The organism is Desulfitibacter sp. BRH_c19 (assembly GCA_001515945.1).
In the GTDB taxonomy this organism is placed as follows: Bacteria; Bacillota; DSM-16504; order Desulfitibacterales; family Desulfitibacteraceae; genus Desulfitibacter.
The window spans coordinates 194788-220780 of record LOER01000032.1 but is presented as its reverse complement, the minus strand read 5'-3'; the positions used below and the strand labels follow the sequence as shown (position 1 = coordinate 220780).

Annotated in this window: 27 protein-coding genes and 1 pseudogene; all 28 read left to right on the top strand. The window is 36.3% G+C overall.

Annotated elements, in window-relative coordinates:
• Nucleotides 1-35 precede the first annotated feature (35 nt).
• The 28 genes and pseudogenes from APF76_08225 (at nt 36) to APF76_08090 (ending at nt 25917) form a co-directional block, all read left to right on the top strand.
• Complete coding sequence (locus APF76_08225; GenBank protein ID KUO50623.1) at nt 36-365, top strand: thioredoxin; 330 nt, start codon at nt 36-38, stop codon at nt 363-365.
• A 95-nt stretch (nt 366-460) separates the two neighbouring features.
• Nucleotides 461-1762, top strand: a complete 1302-nt coding sequence (locus tag APF76_08220) for an AAA family ATPase (GenBank protein ID KUO50622.1) — start codon at nt 461-463, stop codon at nt 1760-1762.
• 181 nt (nt 1763-1943) lie between these two features.
• Complete coding sequence (locus APF76_08215) at nt 1944-2396, top strand: hypothetical protein (GenBank protein ID KUO50621.1); 453 nt, start codon at nt 1944-1946, stop codon at nt 2394-2396.
• 32 nt (nt 2397-2428) lie between these two features.
• Nucleotides 2429-3595 (top strand): cysteine desulfurase NifS, encoded by a 1167-nt coding sequence (locus APF76_08210; protein ID KUO50620.1) that lies wholly within the window; start codon nt 2429-2431, stop codon nt 3593-3595.
• A gap of 22 nt (nt 3596-3617) precedes the next feature.
• Entirely contained in the window at nt 3618-3986 is a 369-nt protein-coding gene (locus APF76_08205; GenBank protein KUO50619.1) for an iron-sulfur cluster assembly scaffold protein, read from the top strand.
• Nucleotides 3987-4006: 20 nt separating this feature from the next.
• Entirely contained in the window at nt 4007-5089 is a 1083-nt protein-coding gene (locus tag APF76_08200; protein KUO50618.1) for a tRNA-specific 2-thiouridylase, read from the top strand.
• A gap of 119 nt (nt 5090-5208) precedes the next feature.
• On the top strand, nt 5209-5691 hold the full coding sequence (locus APF76_08195) for a hypothetical protein (protein ID KUO50617.1): 483 nt from the start codon (nt 5209-5211) through the stop codon (nt 5689-5691).
• Nucleotides 5692-6124: 433 nt separating this feature from the next.
• Complete coding sequence (locus APF76_08190) at nt 6125-7168, top strand: hypothetical protein (GenBank protein KUO50616.1); 1044 nt, start codon at nt 6125-6127, stop codon at nt 7166-7168.
• 153 nt (nt 7169-7321) lie between these two features.
• Nucleotides 7322-9967 (top strand): alanine--tRNA ligase, encoded by a 2646-nt coding sequence (locus tag APF76_08185; protein KUO50615.1) that lies wholly within the window; start codon nt 7322-7324, stop codon nt 9965-9967.
• Between the two features lie 91 nt (nt 9968-10058).
• A complete protein-coding gene (locus APF76_08180) occupies nt 10059-10319 on the top strand; it encodes a hypothetical protein (protein ID KUO50614.1) in 261 nt (86 codons plus the stop codon).
• Nucleotides 10320-10383: 64 nt separating this feature from the next.
• Nucleotides 10384-11334 (top strand): aldo/keto reductase, encoded by a 951-nt coding sequence (locus tag APF76_08175; protein KUO50613.1) that lies wholly within the window; start codon nt 10384-10386, stop codon nt 11332-11334.
• Between the two features lie 12 nt (nt 11335-11346).
• Nucleotides 11347-11766, top strand: a complete 420-nt coding sequence (locus APF76_08170) for a Holliday junction resolvase (GenBank protein ID KUO50612.1) — start codon at nt 11347-11349, stop codon at nt 11764-11766.
• Nucleotides 11767-11989: 223 nt separating this feature from the next.
• Nucleotides 11990-12283: a hypothetical protein gene (locus APF76_08165; GenBank protein KUO50611.1), complete on the top strand. Its 294-nt coding sequence runs from the start codon at nt 11990-11992 to the stop codon at nt 12281-12283.
• An 87-nt stretch (nt 12284-12370) separates the two neighbouring features.
• Nucleotides 12371-13411: a hypothetical protein gene (locus tag APF76_08160; protein ID KUO50610.1), complete on the top strand. Its 1041-nt coding sequence runs from the start codon at nt 12371-12373 to the stop codon at nt 13409-13411.
• A gap of 95 nt (nt 13412-13506) precedes the next feature.
• Entirely contained in the window at nt 13507-14154 is a 648-nt protein-coding gene (locus APF76_08155) for a hypothetical protein (protein KUO50609.1), read from the top strand.
• Nucleotides 14155-14156: 2 nt separating this feature from the next.
• Entirely contained in the window at nt 14157-15377 is a 1221-nt protein-coding gene (locus APF76_08150; protein ID KUO50666.1) for a peptidase U32, read from the top strand.
• Nucleotides 15374-15598: a hypothetical protein gene (locus APF76_08145; protein ID KUO50608.1), complete on the top strand. Its 225-nt coding sequence runs from the start codon at nt 15374-15376 to the stop codon at nt 15596-15598. The genes APF76_08150 and APF76_08145 overlap by 4 nt, the downstream gene beginning before the upstream one ends.
• Nucleotides 15599-15706: 108 nt before the next feature.
• The gene (locus APF76_08140; GenBank protein ID KUO50607.1) at nt 15707-17218 is read left to right on the top strand and encodes a hypothetical protein; all 1512 of its coding nucleotides are present in this window, start codon (nt 15707-15709) and stop codon (nt 17216-17218) included.
• Between the two features lie 76 nt (nt 17219-17294).
• Nucleotides 17295-17954: pseudogene (locus tag APF76_08135) on the top strand.
• A gap of 331 nt (nt 17955-18285) precedes the next feature.
• The gene (locus tag APF76_08130) at nt 18286-18474 is read left to right on the top strand and encodes a hypothetical protein (protein KUO50606.1); all 189 of its coding nucleotides are present in this window, start codon (nt 18286-18288) and stop codon (nt 18472-18474) included.
• A gap of 155 nt (nt 18475-18629) precedes the next feature.
• On the top strand, nt 18630-20102 hold the full coding sequence (locus tag APF76_08125) for a hypothetical protein (protein KUO50605.1): 1473 nt from the start codon (nt 18630-18632) through the stop codon (nt 20100-20102).
• Nucleotides 20103-20213: 111 nt separating this feature from the next.
• On the top strand, nt 20214-20918 hold the full coding sequence (locus tag APF76_08120) for an RNA polymerase subunit sigma-70 (GenBank protein ID KUO50604.1): 705 nt from the start codon (nt 20214-20216) through the stop codon (nt 20916-20918).
• A gap of 92 nt (nt 20919-21010) precedes the next feature.
• Entirely contained in the window at nt 21011-22099 is a 1089-nt protein-coding gene (locus APF76_08115; protein KUO50603.1) for a hypothetical protein, read from the top strand.
• A 172-nt stretch (nt 22100-22271) separates the two neighbouring features.
• Nucleotides 22272-22772, top strand: a complete 501-nt coding sequence (locus APF76_08110) for an HAD family hydrolase (GenBank protein KUO50602.1) — start codon at nt 22272-22274, stop codon at nt 22770-22772.
• A 9-nt stretch (nt 22773-22781) separates the two neighbouring features.
• Nucleotides 22782-23648, top strand: coding sequence for a hypothetical protein (locus APF76_08105; protein ID KUO50601.1), 867 nt, complete (start codon nt 22782-22784; stop codon nt 23646-23648).
• Nucleotides 23649-23664: 16 nt separating this feature from the next.
• A complete protein-coding gene (locus APF76_08100) occupies nt 23665-24660 on the top strand; it encodes a hypothetical protein (GenBank protein ID KUO50600.1) in 996 nt (331 codons plus the stop codon).
• A gap of 33 nt (nt 24661-24693) precedes the next feature.
• Nucleotides 24694-25437: a peptidase A24 gene (locus APF76_08095; GenBank protein ID KUO50599.1), complete on the top strand. Its 744-nt coding sequence runs from the start codon at nt 24694-24696 to the stop codon at nt 25435-25437.
• Between the two features lie 120 nt (nt 25438-25557).
• On the top strand, nt 25558-25917 hold the full coding sequence (locus APF76_08090) for a hypothetical protein (protein ID KUO50598.1): 360 nt from the start codon (nt 25558-25560) through the stop codon (nt 25915-25917).
• Nucleotides 25918-25993: the final 76 nt, after the last annotated feature.

Here is a 25993-nt window from a genome sequence, read left to right as displayed (position 1 = left end):
TCACAACTTGATTATCCTGAAAGGAGAGAGTTTAAATGGCAAGTGACAAGATAGTAAAAGTATTAGATAGTAATTTTGAAACAGAGGTATTAAACTCAAAGGAAACAGTTTTAGTTGATTTTTGGGCTGCCTGGTGTGGACCATGTACAATGATTGCACCAGTAATTGATGAAATAGCAGAAGAATTAGCTGGAACAATTAAAGTGGGTAAGCTGAATGTTGATGAAAATCCACAGACTCCAGCTCAATTTGGAGTAATGAGTATACCTACGATGATTATATTTAAAGATGGAGACGAGGTTGAAAGGATAGTTGGCTTTAAAACCAAAAATGATCTATCATCGCTTTTAAAAAAGCACTCTTAAAAACTGGGTAAGTATACATTAAGCTTTCAGTTGCCTTTACAGCACTCATTAACTGTAGAAGTAATTGAAAGCTTTATTTAAAGGATGGTTAAAAGATGGACTTATTTTCCTTTTCAAAAGACCAAACGCTAAAACGATCAGCCCCACTCGCCGTTAGGATGCGACCTAGAAACCTAGACGAATTTATTGGGCAGGAGCATATTCTAGGTAAAGGCAAATTTTTAAGAAGGGCAATTGAGGCAGACAGGTTAGGGTCACTTATATTCTATGGACCTCCAGGTAGTGGAAAGACCACTCTAGCGAAGGTTATTTCCAATCTTACTAAATCCCATTTTCATAGTTTAAATGCAGTTACTTCTGGAGTAGGAGATTTAAGGCGTATTATTAAAGAAGCAGAAGAAAGATTAGGAATGTACAATGAGAAGACAATTCTTTTTATCGATGAAATTCACAGATTTAACAAATCACAACAGGATGCGTTGCTTCCATCTGTAGAAGATGGAACCTTAACCCTTATTGGAGCAACTACTGAAAATCCATATTTTGAGATTAATGGCCCATTACGATCTAGGTCAAGAATCTTTCAATTGGCTTCTTTAAATGAGAAACAAATAGAGAATATAGTGACAATAGCATCAAAAGATGAGGAAAGAGGTCTAGGTAATTATAAATTTCAGGTTACAGAAGAAGCTATCAATCATTTAGTAAAATGTGCTGGCGGTGATGCCAGAATAGCCCTTAATTCTCTGGAAATGGCTGTACTTACAACAGCACCAAACTCACAAGGAATCCGTGTCATTGATCTAGGTATAATAGAGGATTGCTTGCAAAGACCTGCGGTTAATTATGATAAAACTGGAGACTATCACTACGATGTAATTTCAGCTTTTATAAAAAGTATTCGTGGTTCTGATCCTAATGCCACTATCCATTACCTAGCTAGGATGCTTGATGCAGGAGAAGACCCTAGATTCATTGCCAGAAGGATGATTGTTCATGCTTCAGAGGATATTGGGATGGCTGACCCACAGGCTCTACAAGTTGCAGTAGCTGCTTTTAATGCATTAGAGTTCATTGGATTACCTGAAGCAAGGATAAATCTAGCACAGGCTGCACTACATCTAGCGCTAGCACCTAAAAGCAACTCTGTAATAACAGCCATAGATGCTGCTTTAAGTGATATAAGAAATGGAGAAACAGGTGAGGTACCCTCTCATTTAGCAAATGGTCATTACAAGGGAGCTAAAGAACTTGGCAAGGGGATAGGCTATCTTTATCCTCATAGTTATCCAGATAACTGGGTGGAGCAGCAGTATCTTCCTGATAAATTAAAGAATAAGAGGTACTATCTTCCTAAGAATAAAACTGAAAAAGATGGAAAAATTAACTCTGAGTAAAAAACTTTAGTTTAAGCATTGACATTTCAATAAATATCATTAATATATTAATAAGAGGATACCCAAGTAGTTTACTCGGTTTTAGCTTGATTAACTTAGCAGAAGCTTTTTTTTATACTACCACAAAGTATAAGTGCCCTAAAGGATGGTATTAAGTTTTCAAAAAGTGGGGTGGTTTAAAATGAAATTATCCACCAGAGGAGAATACGGCTTAAGGGCAATGTTTGAATTGGCTATGCATTATGGTGGAGGTCCTATTCCACTTAAGCTAATAGCTGAGAAACAGTCTATCTCAGAACCTTATTTAGAGCAACTACTAGCTAGTTTGAGAAGAGCAGGATTGGTAGAAAGCACAAGAGGAGCTCAGGGAGGATATAATCTGGCAAAAAGCCCAGAGAAAACTTGTGTAGGAGATATTATACGTACACTAGAAGGTTCTCTTGGTCCCATGGACTGTGTAAATGAAGAAAATCAGGATAATGCATGTGTTAGAGCTGGTGGTTGTGCAACCAAAATGGTCTGGGAAAAAGTTAGAGATAGCGTTACACAAGTTCTAGATTCTATAACACTAGCAGATATGTGTGCTGAAGTTAAAAAAGAAGGTTTAGTGGAAAACAAGCGGCTGGGGACTTAATAACCCGCTAAAGATAAACAGGAGGAATTGAGATGAGAAAAGTTTATTTAGACCATAGTGCTACCACAGCGGTAAGAAAAGAAGTCGCTGACTTGGTGGTAGAATATATGGTAGACAAGTTTGGCAACCCATCAAGTATTCATAGCTTTGGTAGAGAAGCCAGAAAAGCTCTAGATGAAGCTAGGGAAAAAATAGCAAACCTTATAGGTGCAGAACCTAAAGAGATATTCTTTACTAGTGGTGGTACAGAATCAGACAATGTTGCTGTACTCGGTGCAGCCTTTGCTAACAGTAAAAAAGGTAAGCATATTATCACTTCTTCAATCGAACATCATGCAGTAATGGATACTTGTAAATATTTAGAGAAGCAGGGCTTTGAGGTGACATATCTACCTGTGGATGATCAGGGATTAATAAGGGTAGAAGACCTTGAAAAGGCAATCAAGCCAGAAACTATTTTAATATCAATAATGCATGTAAATAATGAAATTGGAACTATTCAGGATATCTCGGAAATGGCAAAAATCGCTAAGGAAAAGGGTATTCTCTTCCATACAGACGCTGTACAAAGCTTGGGCAAAATTTCTGTAAAAGTCAATGAACTTAATATAGACATGCTAAGCGGATCAAGTCACAAGATTTATGGCCCTAAAGGTGTTGGAGTTCTATATGTAAGAAAGGGTGTTAAGCTAAACAGCATCATGTTTGGTGGTGCACAGGAGCGTAAGAAAAGGCCTGGAACAGAAAACCTTAGTGGAATTGTAGGTTTTGCTCTAGCTGCAGAACTTGCTGAAAAGGAAATGGAGCAAGAGACAGAAAGACTCAGTAAATTACGTGATAAGCTAACAAAGGGTATTTTAGAAAACATACCTCATACAAGATTAAATGGTCATCCAGAAAAAAGAATTGCCAGCAATGTGAACGTTAGTGTAGAATTTATTGAAGGTGAATCATTATTATTGAGTTTAGATATGAGAGGGATAGGAGCGTCTAGTGGTTCAGCTTGTACTTCAGGTTCTTTAGACCCATCCCATGTACTCTTAGCTATGGGCTTGTCTCATGAAATAGCACATGGTTCATTAAGGATGACATTAGGTAGAGAAAATACCGAAGAAGATGTTGATTATGTTTTAGAGGTGCTTCCTCAGATAGTTGATAGATTAAGAGCAATGTCACCTTTATATAATAAACACAAATAGCTTTAAGGGGGAGAAGACAAAGATGTATACTGACAAGGTTATGGAGAATTTTACTAATCCAAAAAACGTAGGAGAAATAGAGAATGCGGATGGAGTAGGTCAGGTTGGTAATCCTACCTGTGGCGATATTATGAAAATGTATATTAAGGTAAAAGATAACATTATAGAAGATATAAAGTTTAAGACATTTGGATGTGGAGCTGCTATTGCCACAAGCAGCATGGCAACTGAACTTGCTAAAGGTAAAACCATTGAAGAAGCCGAAAAACTTACAAATAAGGAAGTTGCCGAATCTTTAGGTGGTCTACCAGGAACAAAGATGCACTGCTCCAATTTAGCTGCCGATGCATTACACAAAGCAATTGAGGATTACAAATCAAAGCAAAAGTAGAATTAGGTGATGAATAAATAATGCCAAAGAAAGTATTAGTTGCCATGAGTGGTGGTGTAGACAGTTCGATAGCCGCCCATTTGTTAAAAGAAGAGGGTTATGAAATAATTGGAGTTACAATGCAAATCTGGCCTGAGAATCAGCCTCCTTCTGAAAATGATACAGGTTGCTGTAGCTTGAGTGCTGTTGACGATGCCAGAAACGTCGCAAATAATTTAGGAATACCTTTTTATGTAATGAACTTTCGTCAGATTTTTCAAGAAAAGGTTATTGACTATTTTATAGATGAATACATGAAGGGGAGAACTCCAAACCCTTGTATTGCTTGTAACCGGTATGTAAAATTTGATGCTCTTCTTGATAAGGCCATTCAATTAGAATTAGACTATATTGCTACAGGCCACTATGCTAAAATCTACTATGATGATGGCAGACAAAGATATCTCATGAAAATAGCAGAGGATTTAAACAAGGATCAAACCTATGCTCTTTATGGCTTTACCCAGGAACAACTTTCTAAAACACTAATGCCATTAGGTGAATATACTAAGCCTCAAATTAGAAAAATTGCAGCAGATCTTAACCTTCGGGTTGCAGACAAGCCTGAAAGTCAGGAAATTTGCTTTGTACCAGATAATAATTATAGAAATTTTCTTCAAAGCAATGTAGACTCTATTAAAAAAGGATCATTTCTGGATACAGCTGGAAATATCATAGGTACCCATGAGGGAATACCCTTTTACACAATAGGTCAAAGAAAGGGTTTAGGCTTAGCACTTGGATATCCCGCTTATGTGGTGGATATCCTTCCAGAAAAAAATGCAATAATAATAGGGAAAAAAGAGGAAGTATTCTCAAATGGCTTATATTCGTACAATAACAACTTTATAATGTTTGAATCATTAGAACAACCAATGGAGGTTCAGGCAAAGATACGCTATAAATCTGAACCTAAAAAAGCAATGATATATCCCGAAGAGAGTAGAGTGCGAGTAGAATTTCTGGAGCCCGAAAAAGCTATCACCCCAGGCCAGGCAGTTGTTTATTATCTTGACGACCTGGTAGTAGGTGGAGGTACAATAGGCGAAAGGTTAAAGCCTTAATCACTAAAATTTAAATACAGTTTTTTAATTTTTAAAGAAAATGTGTCATTTAGTGGCGCATTTTTTTTATAATATCTGGTAATAATATTTAATAAATGGAAAATCATAAGAGTGAAAAAATGTATAAATCAAACGATTTAATAGGAAAGCCTGTAATTTCAGTAGATAGTGGCAAACAAATTGGTGTTATTAAGGATCTGATTTGTTTATGGAAAGAAGGGCTGGTTAAGTCGCTTTACTTGGAAACAGGAAATATAATTACCAAAGATGATGCCTCTGTCCCAATAAGCAGTTTCAAAAAGTTTGCCGGAGATTGGGTTCCGCTAGTTACTCTCGAAAAATTAGAGGAATTAGAAAATCAAGAAGAGCAATATTGGACTAAATGCAAAGGTCGGAAAATAGTTTCCAATTGGGGACGAGAAATAGGATTTTTGACAGAGATTTGCTTTTCCTTCCCAGAAGGCAAAATAGATCATTTAGAAATCTCTGATGGATTACTTAAAGATTTTCTAAATGGAAGAGAGAAGATTCTCTTTAGAGACATTGAAACCTTTACAGAAAATATGATAATTATCAAAGAAAAGCTAGGAGGTGATACTTAGATGAATAATTGTCCCCTTTGTAATGGCAGAGCAGTAGGAAGGGTAGCTACAAATCAATATTATTGCTGGAACTGCTTAATTGAATATGATGGTAATAATAAGATCTATGAAGTAGAAGAGGACGGTTCACTCACAAGTGCAAAGTGAACTCGTTCAGCCAAAGCTGAACATCGGGGAATCAGATGGAGACTCTACTCCACCTGATTTAGAGCCCACTTATAGAAGTGGGGGTTAACCCATATAGAAAAAAATTTTGATAAATTTATCCGAGGTGACGATATAATGCGTGGCTTTTTAAATGGAATTGTTACAGGTGGCATTATTGGAGCAATAGTTGGAGCATTCCTGATACCTGCTAAAAAACCTGTCGTTAAAACTAAAGGCAGAATAAGGAAATTGCAGGCAAAGGTCGATGAATTGATGGGAAAGTAAAATGAATATGAAACTACTATGCCTAAGCCAGAGAAATAAAAGACTAATGCTACTAATTGGAGCATTATTACTAGTAATATATTTTTTATACATAGTCCGAGTGATATTACCCCCATTTATACTAGCATTAGTTTTGGCGTATTTACTGAATCCATTTGTAACATATATAGAAATTAAAGGAATTAATAGAGCTTTATCTATTTTCATAGTATATGCTTCTGTATTAACAGGCGTGTCGTTAGTTACGCTATATGCCTTTCCCGTCATAGCAAGAGAGGTAGAGAATTTTTCTCAGACGATTCCAATCTTAACTGCCCAACTACAGCAAACCATTACAGGTTTCTATGAAAACTATCAAAGGATTCAGATACCAGAAAGCCTTCGCCAGGTGATAGATGAAACAATTAATAATATTGAGCAGCTTTTAATTACCAGCCTTGATACCCTCGCAGACCGTATGTTGGGACTTTTTTCAGGCCTGGTTATTATTTTGTTAGCACCAATTCTAGCCTTTTATATTTTAAAAGATAAAAAGGGTATCAGTCAACGCATTATGAGTCTTTTCCCAATATCCATTCGTAAGGAAGTTTGTTATTTATGGAAGGATATCGACAGAGTTCTAACCAAATTTATTCGGGGCCATCTTCTCGTAGCATTTTTGGTAGGCCTTATGACAGCAATTGGTCTAACAATAATTAATCTAAGATTTGCCATTCTCTTAGGAATTATTGCAGGTGTTTTTGACCTAATACCATATTTTGGACCAGTAATCGGAGCTGTACCTGCTATTTTGATTGCACTACTAGATTTAAAAATAAAAGTACTATACGTCATACTACTTATGGTTGTTGTCCAGCAAGTAGAGTCCAATATACTATCTCCAAAGATATTAGGGGAAAGTGTTGGACTTCATCCACTAACTGTAATATTTGTAGTTCTTGCTGGAGGTCATTTATTTGGAATAATAGGTCTTCTTGTAGCTGTACCAATTACTGCAGTAACAAGAATTATCATAAATTATTGGGTTGATAAGATTATGACTTGATTCTTGATTTTGCTGTAATTGACATGCTTGGTTACATTTAGGTATAATATACGGGACATTATTACAAAGTGTTACCTCGTCAATAGGCTTTGTTAGTGACGGGGTTTATATATGTACATATGAACTAAGAACTTACTTCAAGGAGTGATTGTTTTGCAGGGAAAAGAATTAAGGGAGGCCTTTTTGAACTACTTTGCAAATAGGGGACACAGGATTGTTGAAAGTTCATCTCTTGTTCCACATAATGACCCTACTTTGCTATTTACAAATGCAGGAATGGTTCAATTTAAAGACCTATTTACAGCTATGGAGAAAAGAAACTATAAAAGGGCAGTTACTGCCCAAAAGTGTGTAAGAGCTGGTGGGAAGCATAATGACCTTGATACAGTTGGTAGAACTGCAAGGCACCATACCTTTTTTGAAATGATGGGAAACTTCTCCTTTGGTGACTACTTTAAAAAGGAAGCAATTGAGTATGCCTGGGAATTTCTTACTAGCGAGCTAAAACTGCCAAAAGAAAGATTATGGGTTACCATTTATTTAGATGACGATGAAGCATACGAACTATGGTTGCAAAATACTGATGTTTCAGAAGATAGAATAGTTCGGTTAGGAGAAAAGGATAACTTCTGGGCTATGGGAGATACAGGCCCCTGTGGGCCATGTAGTGAAATTATCTATGATAGAGGTGCAGAGCATTCATGTGAAAGCTCAGAATGTGCCCTAGGAGCTTGTGATTGTGACAGATGGTTAGAAATATGGAATCTTGTGTTTATGCAATTTGAAAGAGATGCAGATGGAGATTTAACACCCCTACCTAGACCAAGTATAGATACTGGGATGGGCTTAGAAAGGGTAGCCTCTATTCTCCAAGAGGTAAACAGCAATTATGATACAGATTTAATGAAGCCATTGCTTCATTGGGTTGAAAAGCATACTGGCAAACAATATTCTCCAGGTGAAGAGGGCTTTCCATTTAGGGTTATAGCCGACCATGCTCGCTCCTGTACATTCCTGATTGCCGATGGTGTTCTACCAGGTAATGAAGGAAGGGCTTATGTTTTAAGGAGAATTCTCAGAAGGGCAGTTCGGTTGGGAAAAGTAATCGGGATCGATAACCCATTCTTAAACAAAATGGTAGTAGAGGTTGGCAAACTCATGGGCGGAGCCTACCCACAAATAATTGAAAAGCAAGAACACATTCAAAAAATTATCAAACTAGAAGAAAAGAAATTCCATGAAACAATTAATGAAGGAATGAAAATGGCAAACGATATAGTTGCTACTGTTAAAAAAGAAGGAAAAACACATATTCCAGGGCATGAGGCCTTTGTATTATACGACACCTTTGGCTTTCCTCTTGATTTGACCAAGGATCTAGCAGAAGAAAACGGTATAGATGTAGATACTGAAGGTTTCCAGAGAGAGATGGAAGAACAAAGACAAAGGGCAAGAGCCGCTAGAGACGATGCTAAGGGCTGGGATTTTTCAGCTACTTTTATAGGCGCGTTAGGTGAGATAGGAAAGACAACCTTTATTGGATATGGACAAACCTCCAACGAAACTAAGCTATTATCTATAATAATAGGAGATAAATCAGTAGAAACTGCTAGTAATGGTGATGATGTATTTGTTTTATTAAAGGAAACACCCTTTTATCCTGAAGGCGGTGGTCAAATAGGAGACCAAGGGGAAATTGCTAATAAAAATGGCAGGATAGAAATTATAGATACTAAAAAGCTTCCAGATGGAAAAATTATTCACATTGGTAGAGTTGTTGAAGGTAGCATGCGTGCAGGCAGTATGGTAAGTGTATCAGTTAACAGTCATAGAAGGTTAAATACAGCAAGAAACCATACAGCAACACATTTACTTCACCAGGCATTAATGGACGTTCTAGGAGACCATGTTAATCAGGCAGGATCCTTAGTAACTCCCCAGCGACTGAGATTTGACTTTAATCATTTTAATGCAGTTACCAGTAAAGAAATAACACAAGTCGAAGATATTGTAAATAGACAACTGCTCTTTGGAAACCATCTTAAGTTTTTTGAAACTTCATTAGAAGAAGCCAAGGAACTTGGTGCTGCAGCCCTATTTGGTGAAAAATATGGTGAAAAAGTAAGAGTTGTTCAGATAGGGGATTATAGCTTGGAGCTTTGTGGGGGTACCCATGTGAATTCTACATCAGAGATTGGGATTTTAAAGATTATAAGTGAGGGTGGTATTGGTTCGGGGTTAAGACGAATTGAAGCCATTACAGGACCTGAAGCCTTAAACTATTTAAATACAATGGAATCTATCACGAAAGAGATCGGGAATACTTTAAAAACTGATTCAGAACATATAATTTCCAAGGTTGAACAGCTTATTTATGAGAATAAGGAAAAATCACGAGAAATTGAAAAACTTTCTACAAGACTAGCTAGTTATCAGTCACAAAATTTACTTGATAGTATTATAGATATAGAAGGAGTAAAACTCCTTGCAGTAAAGGTAGATGCTAGAAATATGGATGCCCTGAGAAATATGGGTGATACATTTAGAACAAAACTCCAGTCAGGAGTAGTGGTGCTTGGAGCATCCATTGAAGATAAGGCTAGTTTCCTTGTGATGGCAACTAAAGATGTTGTTGATAGAGGGGTCCATGCAGGTAATATAATTAGAGATGTTGCTAAAATTGCTGGTGGTGGCGGTGGAGGCAGGCCTGATATGGCTCAAGCAGGTGGTAAGGATCCTTCGAAGATAGAAGAGGCTTTAAATGCTGCAAAAAGTATAATACAGGGCCAGATTAAATAGTTTTGTACTGTCATTTTTTCTGGGAATAAAGGAATACTACTTATAAGTGCAGAACTTATTTAACAAGTGCCTATTCTGGGGAGGGAATTAAATGGGAAATAACAATATGGATCAAACCATGATGTTTAAGGCCAAAAAAGAAGAAGAATTTAAAGCCAAGGACATTTTGTTTGAGGTTCATGAAGCACTTAAAGAGAAGGGTTATAATCCCATAAACCAGCTAGTAGGATACCTCTTGTCTGGTGATCCTGCATACATTACAAGTCATAATAATGCTAGAGGTCTTATTAAAAAATTAGAGCGGGATGACCTTTTAGAGGAATTACTAATATACTATTTAAACAAGGAATAAAGAGAGGCTAATAAACCCTGTGCTTTTTCATGGGGTTTATTTTCTTTATGGGAGGTTAAATAAAGTGTTATACTCAAACCTTGGTAGGACAGGCCTTGAAGTCTCAAGAATCTGCTTCGGGACCCTTACCATAGGACCATTACAGAGGAATTATACTGTATCCCAAGGAACAGCAATACTCCAAAGAGCTGTTGAGAATGGAATAAACTTTTTTGATAGCGCAGAAAGCTATGCGACATATCCATATTTAAAAAAACTGATTCAGGTTACAGATAAGCAATTGATAATTGCCAGTAAATCGTATGCATATACCTATAAGGGTATGATGGAAAGTATAGAGAAAGCTAGAAAGGAAATTAATAGAGATTACATAGATATTTTCTTGATGCATGAACAGGAATCCATACTTACATTAAAAGGCCACTCCCAAGCATGGGAGGCTCTAATACAGGCAAGAGAAAAGGGTTTAGTAAGGGGCATAGGCATATCAACGCATCATGTAAAGTGCGTTTCTGCAGCTCAGGAGTTAGAAGGCATTGATGTTATTCACCCCATCGTCAACTACAAGGGTTTAGGCATAGTAGATAGTACTATTTCGGATATGCTCCAGGAAATAAATAAAGCTAAAGAAAAAGGTATTGGTATCTACGGGATGAAACCCTTAGGAGGAGGTAACTTATCCGGTAATTACTTAAAAGCACTCCAATATGCATTTTCTATCAAAGAACTTGATTCTATAGCCCTGGGAATGCAGAGTCCATTAGAAATAGATGCCAATTGCATGATTCTGGAAGAAAGTCCAATTCCAGAATCATTACACAATCAATTGCTAGAAAATGGTAAAATTCTTCATATTGAACCTTGGTGTATTGGTTGTGGAAAATGTGTAGAGAAATGTAGTCAAGGAGCTTTACAGATAAATGATTTTAAAGAAATTATTGTGGAACCAGAAAAGTGTATCTTATGTGGTTACTGCTCAACAGTATGTCAAGATTTTTGTATAAAAGTTTTTTGAGGTGATTAAACAATGAAAAGAATTGCAGGTTTAGATGTTGGCGAAAGAACCATTGGAATTGCAGTAAGTGATTTACTGGGTATAACTGCCCAAGGACTTGATACAATAAGAAGAACTGAGTTAGAAACAGATTTACAAGCAGTAGCTACTATCCTTAAAGACTATGAAGTTAATCTTATAGTTGTAGGACTACCAAAAAACATGAATAATACAATAGGACCCTCTGCAGAAAGGGCAAAAAACTTTGGAGAGATGCTTGCAGAAAGGACAGGCCTAAAAACTAAGTATTGGGATGAAAGATTAACTACAGTTAGCGCTCAAAGAGCTCTTCTTGAGGGTGATGTTTCCAGAAAAAAAAGGAAGAAAGTTGTAGACAAAATTGCTGCTGTGATCATATTACAAAACTATATGGATAGTACTAGCATTAGATGATTTTAAACTGAAAGCTATATTTGAAGAATTCATGTAGTTTTTCCTTTTTGGCAGGAGTTATTGTCCTTAATGGAAAAGTGTTAATAAAGTTTAGAATTGGTAATAATAAAAAGCATATACTGGACAAACAATTGTAACAAAAGGTATGATTGTCAAAACCATAGCTTATTAAGATTATAATGGTTGAGATGAAATATATTAATAATTAGAGGCGGTGTTAATGATGACAGAACATAATAATGAAAACTTTGAGATGGATAATACCATCACTTTAGTTGATGAAAATGGTGGAGAAATTGAATTTGAAATAATTGATATGATCGAGGTTGATGAGGAAGAGTATGCTATCCTCTTACCAAAAACAAATGATGGCGTTGGTGAAGAAGCTATCATTCTTAAAGTAGGTATTGATGATGAGGGTGAAGAAATGCTTTATGAAATTGAAAGTGACGATGAGTGGGAAATGGTTGCAAACATATGGCAAGAAAACCTAGAAGAAGATGATGATGTACAATAGTTACTTAACTTTACATAACTTATCTTGTAGAAATTAGTAGATATATGTATAATAGGTTGAGTAAAAGCCTTTCAGGAGTTGATTAAATTGGAACTCAAAGCAAATACTCAACCTAAAAAGTTTTCAAAGATAAAATTAGTAAGTGTACTGTTGTTAATAGTTGCCGTATTGTTCCTCTCCTTTGCCTATCTAAAGATAGGACAGTACGCAAGCCCAGTAGATGCAGACAGTCATCAATACGTAGCAGTTGAGATAAAAAATAATACTGGAACAGGCCAGATAGCACAGCAGTTGTTTGACAATGGGCTAATCCATAATCCTACATTTTTTAGGCTATATGTAAGAAATCAGGGACTAGATAGGCATCTTAAAGCAGGTAGATATGATTTAACTCCATCAATGTCAATGCCTGAAATAATTGATAGACTTCAAAAGGGCCAGTTGAATTTGGTATCTTTTACAATTCCAGAGGGACTTACACTTGAACAGATCGCAGAAAATCTTGAAAGACAAGGTGTAGCTGAAGCTGAGAGCTTTCTAAAATTATCAGAAGAAGGGGAATTCAAATTCCCCTGGATAAATGATCTTCCATCAGGGCCATTGAGATTTGAAGGTTTTTTGTTTCCTGATACATATCGAGTACCTGAAGGATTTTCTGAGGAAAACATAATCCAGATGATGCTTGATAGATTTACAGAAGTGTTTACTGAGGAGTACGAAGAACAAATGCAAGCACTTAATATGAATCTTCTAGAGGTTATCACTTTGGCATCAATTCTTGAAAGAGAAATCAAAAAACCTGAGGAACAAGCCATTGCTTCAGCTGTTTTTCATAACAGGTTAGCAAAGAAAATGAGACTAGAATCCTGCGCTACCGTTCAGTATGTCTTGGGTGAAGTCAAAGAAGTGCTTCTATATAGTGACCTTGAAATTGAATCGCCATATAATACCTATATAAATGATGGGTTACCACCTGGACCAATTGCAGTCCCAGGTAAGGCAGCAATTCATGCAGCCCTATATCCTACTGATGATGATTATCTGTTCTTTGTTGCTAAACCAGATGGTTCTCACCACTTCAGTAGAACTAATAAGGAGCATGAAGCAGCAAAAAGAAAGTATTTATGATAAATAACAAGAGTACTTAAGACCCTTTTCCTGAAATGGACACATAAAAGGGTCTATTCTATGAGAAAATATATAGTTTAGGAAGAGAGTTGCCCATGTTGGATAACACTTTGTTATACGAATACCTAAAAAAATTGGTTCCAAAAAGGGATTATCTATTAAAGCAGATGGAGCAGGAGGGATTAGAAGAAAAAATTCCAATCGCTGAGCCGCAGACTACAGGACTTCTATATCTATTGGCAAAAATGAATCATAGTAAAAATGTATTGGAGATTGGTACAGCTACAGGTTACTCCACTATCTGGCTTGCAAGGGCAGTAGCTCCTCATGGAAAGGTTACCACAATTGAAATAAACCAATTAAGACATAGACGAGCAAGGGAGTACTTCCAACGGGCAGGCTTGGACTCGAACATTACTCCTTATTTGGGAGATGCCTTACAAATCCTTCCCCAACTAAGAGGAGAATTTGATTTTATATTTATGGATGCAGCAAAAGGACAATATATAGCCTTTTTTGAGTATGTATATAGACTACTGGCTCCAGGAGGAATTCTTGTTGCAGATAATGTACTATTTAAAGGCATGGTTGTGCCAGGTACAAAATATCCTCGAAGGAAAAGGACAATAGTGGTGCGATTAAGAAAATTTTTACGCATGTTAAATAACCATCCAAACCTGGTAACAAGTATTTTGCCAGTAGGGGATGGAGTGGCTTTATGTTTGAAGGAAAGGAAGGAATAAACTTGAAAAAACCTGAACTTTTGGCACCTGCTGGTGACATGGAAAAACTAAAGTTTGCCCTACTGTATGGCGCTGACGCAGTTTACCTTGCTGGAAAGCAGCTTGGCTTACGAGCTTCAGCAGGCAATTTCACCCCGGGAGAAATGCAGGAAGGGGTAAACTATGCACATAGTTTAGATAAAAAAGTCTATGTGACTGTAAATATCCTAGCACATAATGATGATCTAGAAGGGCTAGAAGCTTATCTGCAAAGCCTTGATGCCATGAAAGTAGATGGCATCATAGTTTCAGACCTAGGTATAGTAAAGATCGCAAGAGAGATTGCTCCCCAGTTACCAATACACTTAAGTACCCAGGCAAATACCACAAACTGGGCAGCAGCAGAGTTTTGGAAATCCTATGGTATCAAAAGAATAGTTTTAGCAAGAGAATTGTCCTTAAAAGAAATTACAGAAATAACCACTAAGGTTGATATAGATATTGAAACCTTTATCCATGGGGCCATGTGTATGGCTTATTCAGGTAGATGTCTTTTAAGTAATTTTTTAGTAGGTAGAGGTGCTAACCAGGGAGAATGTGCCCAACCCTGCAGATATAAATATTATCTCGTTGAAGACAAAAGGAAAGATCGGGTTATGGAAATCCAAGAGGATACAAGGGGTAGTTACATTTTTAATTCAAAGGATTTATGTATGCTTGCGCATATCCCAGAAATGATAAATGCAGGTATTAAATCATTAAAAATTGAAGGAAGAATGAAAAGTGTCCATTATGTTGCTACAGTCGTCAAAGCTTATAGAATGGCAATAGACTCATATTTCCAAAATCCTCAGGAATACATATTTGATAGAAGCCTTCTTGAAGAGGTGACGAAGGTAAGTCATAGAGAGTATACTACTGGCTTCTATTTCAAGAAAATAAGTTCAGAAGATCACAATTACAACACTTCGACCTATAAACATAATTATGACTTTATAGGTATCGTGCTTGGATATGATAATGCTGATGGAATGATTATAGTAGAGCAAAGAAACAACTTCGGTGTAGGAGAAACAGTAGAGTTTTGTCCACCACAGGGAGCAAGTTTGGAGATAACTGTAACTGAAATGTATGATAGGAATAAAGAAAAAATCGAAAAGGCTCCCCACCCCCAACAACTAGTATACATTACTTGGCCAAGAGCATACCCTGAAAATACTTTGATTAGAAGAAGAAAACGATGAATTTCGATAAGGAAATCTCCATTCTGGTGAAGGTAGCAACAAGTGAGATAGATTTTTTAAATAAGATTTTAGAGGGGTACGAGGGGACAGCTCTAGTTACTACAGAAAATCCACAGGAAGGCCTAGTAAGACTTTATACTGCTTTATCAATGAAAACCATGCTTCTGGAGCTCTTACAAAAATTACCTAGAGAAGTGAAAGTTATTGATATAACTGAATAAGATTTCCACCTTTTGTCAAAAATATACATATTGAACTAATCCTGTGGGAAACTCCACCTGAATAAAGAATTCTATTTATGTATATTTAAAATTAGAAGGTGATTTTTTATGAGAAACTTTTCACATAGACTCTCTACACTACTTATAATCCTACTAATATCCTTTACTCTTTTATTAATTAGGTTAGTATATATTCAAGTAATCAACGGTGATGATTTGCGTCAGAGAGCATTTGATGTACAAAATAAATATCTTAATGCCGAGGAGATTCCTAGGGCAGATATTGTTGATAGAACAGGAATAAGTCTTTTAGGTAATCAAGTAGAGACAAGAGAAGTAATGATAACAAATGACAGGGGAATATTTATTAGTGACAATAAGGAGGAACTAGTTCAGGTAGCTGATTTAGCAGAAAACCAGTTTTTTTACCTGCCTGTCACTACACGCTATGGAAACGAATCTCTTGCCAGACACCTTATAGGTCACCTTGTGGAAGGTAGAGGAGCTAATGGCCTTGAGCGTATTTATGATGATTATCTAATAAGTTCCTCAAAATATCTATGGAAAATAGTACTGGATGGAAGAGGAAACGTAGTACAAGGCTTAAGCTTTCAAAGAGAAGAAAGAGATGTAGCTCGCAATAAGCTCATCTTAACACTTGATCGGGAAATACAAGAGATAGTAGAACTAGTCATGGAGAACCATGGTGTGTCAGGTTCGGTAGTAGTCATGGATCCCGAAAATGGTGATTTACTTGCCATTGCAAGCAGACCAAATTATGACCAAAATAATTTACTAGATCATATCGATGAAACTAATCTTTTAAATAAGGCATTTCAACACTATTTTCCAGGCTCACTATTTAAAACATTTATTGCTGCAGCAGCTCTTGAAGAAGGTGTTGTAAAAACTACAGATCAATTTTTATGTACAGGAGCTTACGTATTTCCAACAGGTCTAAGTATAAGTTGCTGGAAAAGTAAAGGCCATGGACATCTTAACTTAATAGAAGGCATGGCATACTCATGTAACCCAACATTTATTGATGTTGGATTAAGGTTAGGAAGAGAAAACATAATTAAATATGCTGAGAGACTCAAACTTACTGATAATACCGTAATGGGGTATCCTCAAAATACGATTAATAGAATTGACATTGATTACGGACCAGGAAAAATAGCAAACGCCTCCTTGGGTCAAGAAGGCGTTATGCTAACTCCAGTTCAAATGGGAGTGCTTATATCATCTATTGCTAATGGAGGTTATGCAGTAACTCCTCGTGTTGTTAAAGGGATTAAGGACAATAATGACAACCTTGTGGAGGAAGTAATTCCTATTCCTCCCTATAAAATTTGGTCAGATGATACAGTTGCTGCCTTACAGGAAATGCTTTATGCAGTAAACAGATGGGGAACAGGTACAAATGCATGGAGCAATAATTACCCATCTGCTGGAAAAACAGCATCAGCTGAAACAGGTAGTGGGGTAAATGCATTATTCTCTGGCTATTATCCTGTTGATAACCCCAAATATGTTGTTATAGTAATTGTTGAGGGTGGAAGAAGCGGCGGAGGTGACGCAGCTCCAATTTTCAAGGATATACTGGAAACTATTGGATAATAATTTTTTTATATTAACCCCGAATATGGTAAAAACTAAACCAGATAAAATTTTTACTATTTAAGGAGTGAATATATTGTTTAGACATGAAAAACGTCTTTTACATCCCGTGAAAGTAGATCAACCAAATCCAACATATGCAGCCATGCTACAAGAACAGTTGGGCGGAGCTAATGGTGAATTAAAAGCAGGCATGCAATATTTTGTACAAAGCTTTAGAATTAAAGATAAGGCTATTAAAGACTTATTCTTAGATATTGCTGCAGAAGAATTTAGCCACATGGAAATGGTTGCTACAATGATATCCATGCTAAATGGACATGATCTGCAGGGAAACTATGCAACAGCCAACCTCCAACCACATGTTTTAGGTGGTTTAACTCCTAACCTAGTCAATGCTTCGGGAATGCCATGGACAGGAAACTTTATAAACTCAACAGGAGATTTACCAGCTGACCTATTGTCAAATATTGCTGCAGAACAAAGAGCAAAGGTAGTTTACGAATACCTTCATCGCCAGATAAACGACAAAGGTGTGAGGGAAACGATCGACTTTCTATTAAATAGGGAAGAAGCTCACAATGCACTTTTTAGAGAAGCATTAAATAAGGTAAAAGATACTGGTTCAAATAGAGATTTTGGTGTGGATGAAGATGCAAGGCTTTACTTTGATTTATCTTCTCCAGGAAAACATTTTCAAGCACCTCAGCCAACTCCTCCAAGCTTTAGTAACCCTAGGGGAACGAACCATAATCAAACACAGCAGCACGGGCAATCCTATGCCCAGCAACAGGCGCAGCATCAGCAAATTCAACAACAACAACAACAACAACAACAACAATACTATCAGCATCATCACAATCCAAATCAAAACCAAAACCAAAACCAAAACCAAAATCCAAATCAAAATCCAAACTATCAGTAATCACTTCAATAGTAAGCACAACCCCCTGGTTATAAACACCAGGGGTAATTTTTTCCTTGGATAAATATTTGTTAATGAGCCTCAATTATAGTATCATAGTATCGTTGTAGAAAATTGACAAATGTTTGGAGAGGTGATAGTGATGCCAACGTACGATTTTAAATGTAAGAAATGTAGTCATAAGTTTAGTGATTTAGTTCCTATGAATCAGAGAGATAAGGTTAAGTGCCCAGAATGTGGTCACGAAACAGAGCAATTGTTTACCTGGGGAGGGAACTTTTCCATTGGTAATTCTGGTGAGGCATGTGATACATCAAAGAAATTCACCTGAGCATAAATAGAGACCGGTGGTCTCTTTTTATATATAAAAGCTAAAATAATATGTATCGCCTTTCTTATTAGCTGACTATAATATATAAATAATACATTGATAATTATGATATAATTTACTTAAAATAATATGATAAAGCTAAAGGAGTTAGATACATGTACAGCTTACTTCAATCTCTTTATGAGATTATACCGGCTACAATTGCATACATATTTTCTCTTTTAGTATTTCTCACAGGAATAGTAATCTTTTTTGAGAAAAGAAATCCTTCCCAGACTGTAGCATGGCTATTAATACTACTTGTATTTCCGGTAGTAGGCTTTGTGCTATACTTCTTTTTTGGAAACAACATTAGAAAAAGAGCCCTTTTCAAAAGAATGAAGCTAGATAATGGACCTATTGATTGTTATCAGCTTATCGAATCACAGAAGGAAAGGGTTACCCAGAAGCTGGTTTTTTGCTGTGATGAATTCAGAGATGTCAAACATAAGCTAATCAATCTCCTATTAAACAATTCAAAAACACCCTTCACATACAACAACAAATCTGAGGTTCTAACTTATGGTGTTGATGCATTTGATTCAAAAATTGAAGCAATGGAAAACGCAAAGCATCATATTCACCTGGAGTACTTTATTGTCAAGGATGATAACCTTGGTAATAAAATAAAAGACTTACTAATAAAAAAAGCCAAGCAAGGGGTTAAAGTAAGATTTATTTATGATGGATTGGGAGGCATCAACTTAGGCAAAAAGTTTATAAATGATCTTAAAGCTGCTGGTGTACAAATAAAAGCCTTTCTCCCAATTAAGGTCCCTTTTTTTAGTAGTGAATTTAACCACAGAAACCATCGAAAGATTCTAGTAATAGATGGAACCACAGGATACCTTGGAGGATTAAATATAGGAGATGAATATATTAATAAAAACCCCAATTATCCATATTGGAGAGATACTCATATAAAAATTCAAGGAGAAGCAGTTTACATAATTCAAAATGTTTTTTTAAAGAATTGGCGTTTCTTAACTGGTGAGGAAGTAGAAGGTAAAGACTACTTTCCAAAGCAGGGTAAAGTAGGACACGAACTAATTCAGATTGTACCTAGTGGTCCAGACTATGATTGGGAGTCGATTCAACAGGCATATTTCTCAATTATTACATCTGCCAAAAATAAGATTTATGTAACAACACCCTATTTAATACCCGATGAAAGTATTACTATGGCGCTTAAAACAGCTGCTCTAAGCGGTGTTGAAGTAAAGATAATAGTACCGGGTATTCCAGATAAAAAAATTGTCTATTATGCTACCACCTCATATTTTGAAGAACTAATCCAAGCCGGAGTTAAGATATTTGTTTACAAGAAAGGCTTCATCCATGCGAAGGTGCTTACAGTAGATAATACTATTGCATCAATTGGTACCGCTAATTTTGATAACCGTAGTTTTTTATATAACTTTGAGATAAATGCTTTTTGTTTTCATTCAGAAACAGTAGCACGTCTGGATCTTGATTTCTACAACGACCTCAAGGAATGTGAACAAGTAACATTAGCGGCGTTAGAAAATAAAACCCTTTGGGCAAGATTTATGGAATCAATTGCAAGGCTTGCATCACCCCTATTGTAAAGGATTAAGTATTTTCTATCATCTTCCAATAAATACCTTATACCTATACAAGCACAAATCAATACTACACTCCATATAATATAAGGTGACTCTTTTGGAGGTGGTAGATTAATGCATCCTGGTTTAGTTGGTTTGCTAATCGCTTCTATTGTAAAAGGTATAGCACTTTTAGTTTCATATATTAGTAATAATACTTTTCCTCATCCTCTATCAGAAGAGGAGGAGTATATCTATTTAAAAAGGCTAAAAAGAGGCGATGAAAGAGCTAGGCACACATTGATTGAACACAATTTACGTTTGGTTGCTCACATCACTAAAAAATTTGAAACAAGTGGTGAAGATGTTGATGACCTCATATCAATAGGCACCTTAGGTCTTATTAAAGCAATTAATACATTTAATCAGGATAAGGGAACCAAGCTTGCCACCTATGCTGCACGTTGTATTGAGAATGAAATTCTTATGCATCTAAGGGCTACCAAAAAAATTAAAGGCGAGATATCCCTCTATGATCCAATTGGAGTTGACAAGGAAGGTAATGAATTGACACTATTAGATGTATTGGGAACTGATCATGATGTAGTTGCACTTAAGGTGGAAAATGATCAAGAAAAGAAGAGAATAGTTGAAATGGTAAAAAAACTAAAAGGCAGGGAAAGAGAAGTACTACAGATGCGTTTCGGACTTTTCAATGGATTTCGTAAGACCCAGAGGGAAATAGCTAAAATGCTGGGAATATCTAGATCATATGTGTCAAGGATAGAAAAAAAGGCTATAAAAAACTTAATAAAGGAATTAGAGTCTGATGAAAAATGAAAAGCTCATCTTAATTAAAAGGAATTATTCATAATTAATCGAATATTAATACATAGTTTGTTAGTGTATGATATGTAAGGAGTGTACCTGATTTGTATATAGCAACACAGTTTTCTAAACTACAAAAAGGAATGAAACTTTCCAAACCCATCAGGACTTCTGTATCCTATAGTGTTTTACTTGCAGAAGGAACAGTTATCAATGAGAAGCATCTTAATTACCTGTATAATAAATCATTGGATACAATATATATTAAAGTAGAAGACGGAACCTTAAAAAAGGTGCTGGGAGATGAAATAAAGGTCTTAGATGCTCTTCCGGATTGCAGAACAAAAGAAGCATACTTAGATATATTGTGTACCATGCATAATATCTTTACCATAGGCAGAGAAGATAAGGAAATAGATTTTAAACCAGTAGATGATGTGGTAAAAAAACTTATTACTGAAGTCACTATAAGTGAAGACATGGTAATGCAGTTAACTTCATTTAGAAGCTATCATGAGTATACATTGACCCATTCTATCAATGTAGCACTTTTGGCAGTTTTTTTAGGTCACGTTCTAAAGCTTCCTATGTCATTATTAAGAATTATTGCATATGGTGGTCTTCTCCATGATATTGGAAAACTTAGAGTTCCTGCAGAAATATTAAATAAGCCTGGACCTCTAAATGAGGAGGAACTTGTAGTTATTCGTATGCATCCTATTTATGGCTATGAAATGATGAAAGAAAAGGCTCCCAAGTTAGATGAGAGATTCCTAGATATTATACTACATCATCATGAAAAAACAGATGGGTCCGGTTACCCTGAAGGAATATCTGGAGAAGACTTATCCTTACCAGCGAGGATAGTAGCGGTAGCAGATGTCTATGATGCACTTAGTAGTACCCGTAGCTATAGACAAAGAATGCTTCCTCATGAAAGCATAGAATATCTCTTTGTAGATGCTTGTCGTAAACATCTTGATGAAGATATGGTGAAGGCCTTTATTCATGGTGTAACAATATATCCCGCAGGAACAAAGGTAGAGCTAACAAATGGTCAACGAGGGTCTGTAATAGGTTTTCAAGAATTCTTTCCCATGCGACCTACTATAAGATTAGAGGATACATCTGAAATCATAAACCTACTATACATGCCAAATGTATTAATTAAAAATATAATACACCAATCATAACTGGCCTTTAGAGCCAGTTTATTTATGTAACTGGTAAAACTTTGATTTATTACACCAATATGTTAAAATTGCATAAGCATACATAAGTCAGGGACATTCTAGGGGACATTCCTTTCATGCAGGATGACTCCGAATTCAGCAGGGGTGTCCCCGTTCATTAAGGAGGAAAACAATGTTTGATAAATTAAAACCAAAACTTTATGTAGATTCAATATATCAGATTGACTTTGTTAAATTAAAGAAAAACGGTATTAAAGGTATAATCATAGACCTTGATAATACAATTACTGAATGGGACAACCCATGTCTGTCTGAGACAGCATGTGATTGGTTTAAACAAATGAAGGAAGCAGGTCTTAAGGCTTGTATAGCTTCTAATAATAGTGAAAGTAGAGTTGTCAAGGCAGTAGAACGGCTAGGCATACCATATGTTGCAAAGGCAAAGAAACCACGCAGGAGGGCCTTTAGAAGAGCAATGGGAATATTAAAGACAAAACCACAGGAAACCGCTGTTGTAGGAGATCAGATATTTACTGATGTACTTGGGGGGAATCGTTTAAACCTTTTTACAATCCTGGTAGTACCCTTAAATACTAAAGAATTTATTGGTACGAGACTTGTTAGAATTGTAGAAAGAAGGATTCTTAAATCCCTCGTACCAAAAAAGGACTGATAACTAAATATGAAAAAAACTATTAACGCACAAACAAAGCTTTTAGGACTTATAGGCAGTCCTGTTGGACACAGTCTTTCTCCCATGATGCACAACCATCTTTTAGGTCTGCTGGACTTAAATTATGTCTACACAGCTTTTGATTTAAAGCCTGAGCTTTTGGGTGATGGAGTAAAAGGATTAGTTGCTTTAGGAGCAAGAGGTTTTAATGTTACAGTCCCACATAAGGAGAAAATACTTCCTTTTCTCGATGAAATAGAAGCTAACGCAAAAATAATTGGTGCAATTAATACAATATTAGTAGAAAATGGTAGAACTTTTGGGTATAATACAGATATTACAGGCTTTAAGAAGTCAATATTGAGGGCAGGGTTTTCCCCAAAGGGCAAGACTGTCTCGGTTCTAGGGGCAGGGGGTGCTGCGAGGGCAGCCATCATAGGCTTAAGTGAATTAGAAGCTGCTGTAATAAATATCATCAATAGGGATCAAGAAAGAGCCCAAACGATAATAGAGACTTATGAAAAAGATGCTATAGATAACATTAAGAATATTCACACACAGGATACAGAAGAAGCTCTAAGGCAAAGCAGTCTAGTTGTAAATGCGACATCTGTGGGCATGAAGGGTTACCTTTCTGAAGTTAGTCCTATTCCTGGTGAATATCTTAATAATGGAATCTGGGTTTGTGATTTGGTCTATAACCCACTAGAAACTATCTTTCTAAAAGAAGCAAAAAGAAATGGATGCATTATAATTGATGGGCTAGATATGCTTGTGCACCAGGGAGCAGATGCCTTTAAAATCTGGACTGGTGTGGAGCCACCAAGACAGGAAATCAAAAAGTTTTTAATAAACCAGATAGCCAATGGTTATTGAAAGGAGGATAGAGAAAATGGACGATTATAGCTACAGCATTTCCGGGGAGATAAACAAAAAACGTAGTAAGCAAAAGAAGTATTATGGACTAATTATTTGCGCTTTATTATTATTGATTTTTTGTACAAATAGTGCAGTTGTAGCAAACAATCAAGGTATTATTACACTAACAATTAACAGTCATGCAATAAACTTTCCTAATCAGCTTGTAATCGAAGATGAAAAGGTAGTAGTTCCATTAAGGGGAGTCTTTGAACTCCTAGGAGCAAAAGTCAACTGGGATGCAAGCCAGGAAAAAATCACCATTACAAGAGAAGGCAATATTACTGAAATGTTCCTTGGTGAAAAAACAATAGTTGTCAATGGACAAGCTAAAAGAATGACATTAGCACCCTACTTAAGTGATGACAATAAAACCATGGTCCATATTAGAGTTGTGCAGGATGCATTTGGAAGCTTCTTGGAGTGGGATCAAGATGTCTTTGCAGTAAACATTTGGGATGAAAACTTTGTGGGCGCAGACAGGGTTGTAGATATTATTGGAAAACCTAAACCAATTGCAGTTGCCAGCAATACCCAAAATACCACTACCCCAGCAACAACTACCCAAACAACAACTACTAGGACAAGCACTAGCAGCAATAGTGCAGTTAGTCCAAGTACAAGTTCAACTCCGGTTGAGCTAGCCCCAGTATTTACACCAAGTCAAAGTACGGTATATTATACTGTGCAGACTATAAGCTTGGAAAATGGCGGCAAATATGTTGGACATGTTGTAAATGGTAAGTTTCACGGTGATGGCAAGATTACCTGGCCTGATGGTTCTTCCTATGAAGGACAATGGAGAAGCAGCCTCTTGCATGGATATGGAACCTATATTTACTCTGATGGTTCTTCCTATGTAGGAGACTTTAAGGATGGGAAACAACACGGCTTCGGAATCTATACCTATTCAGATGGTTCCAGCATAGATGGATTGTGGCAAAATGGCAGATGTATTGAGCAGTATTAATTAGACTTAAATTAAATAGAAGGAGAAAGTAAAATGCTTTTACTTATAGTTATATTGGGTTTGCTTATCGGCTCCTTTTTAAATGTCTGCATTTATAGAATACCTAAGGGGGAAACGGTAGTCTATAATTCATCACATTGTACTCACTGCAACACGGCTTTAAAGTTTATGGATCTTATACCTGTGCTTAGCTACATTTTCTTAAATGGCAAATGCAGGTACTGCGGTGAAGGAATAAAGGTGCGCTACCCTCTGGTTGAATTATTCACAGGGGGTATTTTTTTTCTTACTTATCTATATATTGGTTTTGATATCCTTTTAATTAAATACCTTGTCCTTTTTTCCATTCTTATAGTTATTACCTTTATAGATTTAGATCATAAAATTATTCCTAACAAACTAATTTTAATCATGCTTATTTGGGGTATCATCTGGCAGATTTTTCATCCAGAAATAGTGTGGATTAGTGCAGCCGCTGGAGCATTGCTTGGTGGAGGACTTCTCCTCTTAGCTGCAGTAATAAGCAGGGGCGGCATGGGTGGAGGAGACATCAAGCTCATGTTTGCAGCAGGCTTTATCCTTGGTTTATCCAACACAGCACTAGCCCTATTCCTTGGTTTTCTCTCTGGAAGCATCATAGGAATAGCCCTGATAGTATTGAGGATAAAAAGCAGAAAAGACCCCATCCCCTTTGGCCCCTTCCTAAGCCTTGGCATATTCATAGCAGCACTCTGGGGATATGAGATCATAGATTTATATCTATGCTTAATGTTTTAATAAAAACTTGGCACCTGCCAAGTTTTCTGTATTTTATTAACAATACCTTCATTTAGAGGGTATTGTTTCCTTTTTTGAAACATAATATTGTCATAGATAAAGAACTAAGGAAAGATGTCTATGACTAGGGAAAATATAGATTCGGTAGCTGTAAAACCTACTTTTAGGTTGTTGGCGCTTTTGCTTATAGGAGTAGGAATATCTAATATCCTGGATTACTTTCTAACCCTTTATGCAGTAGAGCAGGGGTTTAGAGAGGGTAATCCTATTATGAATGCAATTCTTGATACTTCCTATTTTCCAAGTGTGAAGCTTATAATAGTTCCATTATTTTTATATTTTATTTGGCATGTGCGCTCTAAGATCGGTTATAAAATATATTATTATGCCTGGTTTATCTTTATTGTATATATTTCTCTGATGGTCTACTATCTATGGCTTTATTGGATTGGATACTTAAGCTACGAAATTATGTTGTGATTTTTGGGGGCATTTTTGGAGAATTTCAAAAATACCTCTGTTTTTTTTGTCAAAGTATGGTATTATTTGTAATATA